The following is a 6,135-nucleotide window of genomic DNA, read 5'->3' on the forward strand; positions in this document are numbered from 1 at the left end:
CGTACCCGCCGATCGCCACGAACGCGCTCTGCCCGAGCATCGGGATGCCCGCGTAGGACACCGACAGCGCGAGGCCCAGTGCGGCCACCAGAAGCCACAGCAGCTGGGCGACGCCGACGGCGCTCACCTGCGGGCTGTCATGGACCGGGTCGTCCTGGGCCGGGCCGTCCTGAACCGTGCCGCGCCCGGCGGGCCGGCGGCGGGCCGGCTCGGGCCTTGACCGGCCGGCGGCCGAAGCACCAGCGCCACCGCCAGCAGCACCAGCGGCGCCACGTCATAGAAGCCCGAGCCGAAGGCATAGCCGGCCAGCGTCTGGACGGCTCCCACCACCAATCCGCCGGCCAGTGCTCCGCGCGCCGAGCCGATACCTCCCAGCAGCGCCGCGGCTGCCGCGTCCAGACCCAGCAACGCTCCGCTCTCGACCGAGAGCGCGCGCCCCGGTGCCGAGAGCAGGCCGGCCAGCCCGGCCAGCAGGCCGGCCACCAGGAACGCCCCGAGCACCGCCCGGCGGGCGGACACGCCGCACAATGCCGCGCCGGCGGGGTCATCGGCCACCGCCCGGAGCGACCTGCCGAACCGGGACCGGACCAGTACCGCTTCGGCGAGCAGGCCGATCAGCAGCCCGAGGACCAGCACGCAGACCGCGCGTACCGGGACCGTGCTGCCGCCCGGGAACCGCACCAGTCCACCCGGCGTCAGGGCATCGATCCGCAAGGGGTCCGGCAGCGCGTAGGCCTGCTGGTGGAGAGCGGAACCGAGCACCGCGCGCAGGAGCAGACCCGCCGCGAGGCCACCGACGATCCAGCTGAGTGGGTCGGGTCGGCGGTGCGCGCCATCCTGGCCGGCCAGGTCGGGAAGCAGCACGAGCAGAGCGCCGACCAGGCCCGAGAGCAGCACGCCGGCGGCCAGACTCAGCAGCACTACCGCCATCGAGGGCAGCACGGCCAGCCGCGCGGCGGTGGGGGTTGCCCCGACGGCGGCGAGCACGGCCAGAAAGATCGAAGCGACCGCGATGTCACCGTGCGCGAACGGCAGGATCCGCGCGGTGCCCGCGACCAGGGAGAACCCGAGCGCCATCAGTCCCAGGACCGCGCCCTGCGCCAGCCCGGCCAGCACAACCTGCAGCAGGACGCCGGAGATCATGGCGCCAAAGTACAGGCCGGCCTCTGCCGCTGTCCGGCTTCGCCTCCCTGGCGAGCTGAGCCCGACGACCGATTTGTACCCCACTGGTTCTTACCCGGTCGAGCGTCGAGACTGACGTTATGGTCCGTTAACCCGCCAGCCGACAGACTGCTGCCTGCAACTGCCGACACATCCAACCGCGATATGTTCGGCATGGTGAAAGGAGAGGCGCCGATGTGGGACACCCTGGTGCGACCCCCAGCCGACCGAGCCGAATCCTTCCGGGCCGAGGGCCGGTGGCGCAGCGAGACGGTGCTGCACGACCTGCGGCGAGCAGCACAGAACGACCCGGACAAGGTCGCGATCATCAACTACGCCGGCGGCAGCCTGGCACGCACTCTCACCTACCGCGAGTTCGCCGCGCTGGTGGATCGGTTCGCGGCCGCGCTGCTCGAACTCGGGGTGCGCCGCAAGGATGTGGTGGCCATCCACCTGCCCAACTGGTGGATGCTCACCCCGCTGTATCTGGCCTGCTCCCGGATCGGCGCCGTCCCCGCTCCGGTGATGCCGCCGTTCGGTGCCCGAGAATTGGGCCACGTCCTTGCCAGCAGCGCCGCGAAGGTCTGCATCGTTCCCGACCGCTATCAGGACATCGACTACGCCGCGCGGTTGGAGAAGGTAGCGCCGGAGAGCCTGGCCCATCGGGTGGTGGTGCGCACCGCACCGGCGAGCTCTGACTCCGGGTTCCTCGATTTCGAGAAGTTCTTCGTCGAGTCCCCGTGGGAGCAGACCCACCAGCTGGAGAGCCTGGACACCCTGGACGCCGATGACGTCGCGCTGCTGCTGTTCACCTCGGGAACCACCGGCGCACCCAAAGCCGTCGTGCACAGCCACAACACGCTGTACGCCGCCGCGACGGCCCTGCCCGAGTGCTACGGGCTGGGAGCGGACACGGTGGCCTCCGTCCCCCATCCCATGACCCACCTGGCCGGGCTGCTCTACAGCTCGTACCTGTCGGTGATCCTCGGCGGCACCTCTGTCATGCAGGACGACTTCGACATGGCGCTGATGCTGGACATGATCGCCAGGCACCGCCTGACCTTCATCTACGCCGCACCGCAGTTCGGCATGGCACTGGTCGCCGAGCAGCGCAAGAATCCCCGCGACCTGTCCAGCCTGCGGTACCTGATCTCGGGCTCGGCGCCCATTCCGCCGCAGTTGATCGACGACGTCCGCGACGCCCTCGGCGTGGAACTGAGCGCGCTGTGGGGTATGACCGAGAACGGCGGGGTCACCGTCACCCGGCCGGAGGACCCGCAGGGCTGGGGCGCGCACAGCGACGGCTCGCCGGTACCGGGCTCGCAGGTGCGCATCGATGCCGAGGAGGGCGAGGAGCTCGGCCGGCTGTGGACGCGCGGGCCGAGCCAGTGCCTGGGCTACCTCAACCAGCGCGAGGTGTATCTGCAAAGCCTGGACAGCGACGGCTGGTTCGACACCGGCGACCTGGCCAGGCCCGACGGCCGCGGCGGGATCCGGATCACCGGCCGGCGCAACGACCTCATCATCCGGCGCTGGGGCACCAAGGTGCCCACGCTGGAGATCGAAGCGGTGATCGTGGAGCATCCGCGGGTGCGCGAGGTCGCCCTGATCGGATACCCGGACGACGTGATGCCCACCGCCGACGGCCTGTGCGCGGTGATCGTCCCGGACGGCGAGGCGCCCACCCTGGAGGAACTCAACAGCTACCTCGACGGGCTGGGCATGACGTGGCAGAACTGGCCGGACCGGGTCGAGATCCGCGAGGAGCTCCCGAAGAACGCGCTGGGCAAGGTCGAGCGGGCGTTCCTGCGCGAGGAGCTGCAGAAGCCGGCAGCTGAGCCGGGCTGATGCCCGAGCCTGCCGACACCCGGCCCGCCAGTCCACTCGGCCCGCCGGACCACTCTGGCCAGCCGGCAGAGCCACTGCCAGCGGCCGGTGCCTACCGCCGGGCGTTCGCGGTCAAGGGCGCGTGGGGGTTCGTCACGGCCGGCTTCCTGTCCCGGCTGCCCACCTCGATGCTGAGTCTCGCCCTGGTGCTGGCGATCACGGCCGAGAGCGGCAACTATGCCCTCGCCGGCGCCGTCGCGGCATCGGTCACCCTCGCCGTCGGCGTGTGCGGACCGTTCATCGGCCGGCTCGCCGACCGCTACGGCCAAGCCATCGTGCTGGTGGTGGTGGTCGCGGCCTTCACCGTGTTCGTCTGCGCGCTGATCCTCGCCGTGCACCTGGACGCCCCGGGCTGGACGTTCATCCCGCTGGCGCTGCTCGCCGGCGCGGTGATGCCGGTGACCTCCCCCCTGGTCCGGGCCCGGTGGACGAAGGCGCTGGCCGGCACCGAGCTGCTGCGTACCGCGTACGCCGTGGAGGGCGTCACCACCCAGGTGGTCTTCATCGCCGGACCGGTGCTGGTCGCGGCCGTGGCCACCGGCATCGGCCCGGTGCCCGGCCTGCTCACCGTGCTGGCCCTGGCCGTCGTCGGCACGCTGGCGCTCGCCGCGCAGCGCGGCAGCCAGCCGGAGCCCCATCACAGGCCCACGCCGCGCGGCGAAGGGGTGATGCGGCTGACGGCCATGCGGCTGATGTTCGCCGTCGTGTTCGGCCTTGGCACGATGATCGGGTCGGTCGAGATCATCACCATCGCCCGCGCGGCCCAACTCGGTCACCGCAACCTCACCGGGGTGCTGCTGGGCCTCTGGGGCATCGGCAGCCTGACCGCGGGCCTGCTCTACGGCGCGCTGCCCATCCGCATTCCGCTGGTCCGGCAGTTGACGATAGTGATGACCGCCGCGGCGCTGGTGCACGTGCCGCTGCTGTTCGCCGACGACATCGTCAGCCTCACCCTGGTGCTCGCGCTCGCCGGCGTGATCATCTCGCCGACGACCATCACGGCCAACGAGATCGTGCAGCGCACGGTGCCGGCAACCGCCTTCACCGAAGGCACCTACTGGCTCACCACCGCGGTGGCGTTCGGCATGACGACCGGCAACTTCCTCGGCGGCCTGGCCGTCAACCACCGGTTCGCCGGCAACCACCTGTACCTGGTTCCGGTGCTGTTCGGGGCCGCCGTGGCCGCTGCCGTCTGGGCAGGCCGAGACAAGCTGATCCTCGACGACTGATTTTTGCCAGCTGATCCCTGACGATGCACGCGGGCTTTCCGTCTGCCGGACGTGGATCGTTCAGTACTCAGACCACAGACCGGGCTCCGTGCTCGCCAGTCTGTCCCGGCCACAGCTCTTCTGCTCCGAGTGCGGCCTCCGCCACTTGGTCGCTGTCGATTTCTACTTCAGCCATGTCAATACCGAGCGACGGTGCATGCATGAGCAGGGAGCAGGAACCGGTGGGGATCGGAGCCAGCCAGTAGGACATCCGCCATAGCTGACCACCACCCGAGGCGTTGATCCGATAGAACGGCTCGGGGGAGGTGAGGGTGTCGAACTCGGCCACCTGGCGCTGTCCGTTCCGGACGACTGCCACCGTGAACTCCCCCACGTCCTGGGCATAGTCTGCCACGAGCTGGCCGACGTGGCGCTGCTGCTCGAGGGCGACGACATTGGCGCGCAGAGCTATGTAGAGAGCACAGCCGGACGGGTACACCTCGGCATGGGTCAGGATCACGACTAGCGAGGCTTGGCGGAAGATCGCTGCGTTCAGTGGCAGGTGTGCCGGCACTATGTTGTGCGGCGGACTACTCATGGCTCACCCCTCAGCAGTACATCGTTACCGTAGCGCTGTTCACCGAATCGTAGGCCCACCCTCCATGGAAGATGTCACTGAGCACCTGGCCGTGCATCGGAAAGGCTCTGCGGTAGGCACAGCTCGCATAGGTGTGCAGCCATCAATCAGTTCCCAGTGTGTTCAAGGTCTTGTACGAGATGTTGCTGTAATTCCCGCCGCCGTCATAGCGCCAGATGATTACGGTGGTGTTGCTGACGTCCGGAGGTGTCGGCGTACACGTGATGTGAGCAGTGCCGGTCACCGGACTACCCGGACTGAATTGCTGCGGTACCAGCGCCGTAAGCTCACATTCGACGATGTGAGTTGGCCTAATCCGTGCCTCCGCGGAGTTTGTCAAGGACATGATGGTAACCACTACCGCCGCGCATAGAATGACACGCTTGACTAAACGCTTGGTGCGCGACATAGAAGACTCCGGGTTTCTCGACGGCTTCCAGATGGCCAGTACCGACGATGCCGGCCTGACTGCTGTCTGCCTGGGCACCCGACACTGATGACCGGTGGCTCGTACGGCGCGCGCCGAGCCGGGGACCGGCGCATACTGCCTCAGGTGATCGGTGCCGGGTTTGCTGAGGTGCTCGCGGCCGCCAAGGCGGGTGACAGCGACGCGTTCGCCGCCCTGTGGCGCGACACCAACCCGCCCCTGCTGCGCTACCTCCGGCTGCTCGACCCGTCCGCGGCCGAGGACCTGGCCGCCGAGACCTGGCTGAACGTGGTCCGGGGCTTGGCTACCTTCGGCGGTGACGAACTGGCCTGGCGCGCCTGGGTACTCACCATCGCCCGGCGCCGCGGAGTCGATGACCTCCGGCGCAGGATCCGCCGACCGACCAGCCCGCTGCCCTGGCCACCCGGCGACGGGGGCGGCGAGGGCGGCGCCGCGGCTGACACCGCCGACGTCGTGCTGGGCAGGTTCGACACCCGCGCGGCGCTGGAGCTGATCGCGACGCTGCCCCCGTTGCAGGCCGAGGTGATCGTGCTGCGAGTGGTGGCCGGCCTGCCGGTCGACCTGGTGGCGGGGATCGTCGGCCGTACTCCGGGGGCGGTCCGGGTCGCGGCCCATCGCGGGCTGCGGACCTTGGCCCGGGTGCTGGCCGAGGGAGGTGTAACGCTGTGAGCGGCCCCAGCGATCTAGGAGGTGACATGCCCTACCTACCGTGGATCCCCACCGCCGAGGCCGGCCTCTCCGACGAGGAACGGTCCTTCGACGCGCTGCTGTCCGGAGCGCCGCTCCCGCACGAG

The 6,135-nt window shown here is 69.7% G+C and carries 5 protein-coding genes; 3 read left to right on the forward strand and 2 right to left on the reverse strand.

The window, feature by feature from the left end:
• Window positions 1–123 precede the first annotated feature (123 nt).
• Window positions 124–1,143, reverse strand: coding sequence for an ABC transporter permease subunit (locus VF542_RS16965; protein WP_408652877.1), 1,020 nt, complete (start codon window positions 1,141–1,143; stop codon window positions 124–126).
• Window positions 1,144–1,356: 213 nt separating this feature from the next.
• Here VF542_RS16965 and VF542_RS16970 point away from each other — a divergent pair, with 213 nt between their 5' ends.
• Window positions 1,357–3,009 (forward strand): AMP-binding protein, encoded by a 1,653-nt coding sequence (locus VF542_RS16970; RefSeq protein WP_408652878.1) that lies wholly within the window; start codon window positions 1,357–1,359, stop codon window positions 3,007–3,009.
• A complete protein-coding gene (locus VF542_RS16975; protein WP_408652879.1) occupies window positions 3,009–4,277 on the forward strand; it encodes an MFS transporter in 1,269 nt (422 codons plus the stop codon). The genes VF542_RS16970 and VF542_RS16975 overlap by 1 nt, the downstream gene beginning before the upstream one ends.
• A 67-nt stretch (window positions 4,278–4,344) precedes the next feature.
• Here the strand turns inward: VF542_RS16975 and VF542_RS16980 are convergent, their stop codons facing one another.
• Window positions 4,345–4,776 carry a hypothetical protein gene (locus VF542_RS16980; RefSeq protein ID WP_408652880.1) on the reverse strand — a complete coding sequence of 144 codons (432 nt, stop codon included), beginning with the start codon at window positions 4,774–4,776 and terminating at the stop codon, window positions 4,345–4,347.
• Between the two features lie 670 nt (window positions 4,777–5,446).
• Here VF542_RS16980 and VF542_RS16985 point away from each other — a divergent pair.
• Window positions 5,447–6,010: an RNA polymerase sigma factor gene (locus VF542_RS16985; protein ID WP_408652881.1), complete on the forward strand. Its 564-nt coding sequence runs from the start codon at window positions 5,447–5,449 to the stop codon at window positions 6,008–6,010.
• The last annotated feature ends 125 nt before the right edge of the window (window positions 6,011–6,135 follow it).

Origin of the sequence: Jatrophihabitans sp. (assembly GCF_036389215.1) — a bacterium.
In the GTDB taxonomy this organism is placed as follows: Bacteria; Actinomycetota; Actinomycetes; order Mycobacteriales; family Jatrophihabitantaceae; genus Jatrophihabitans_A.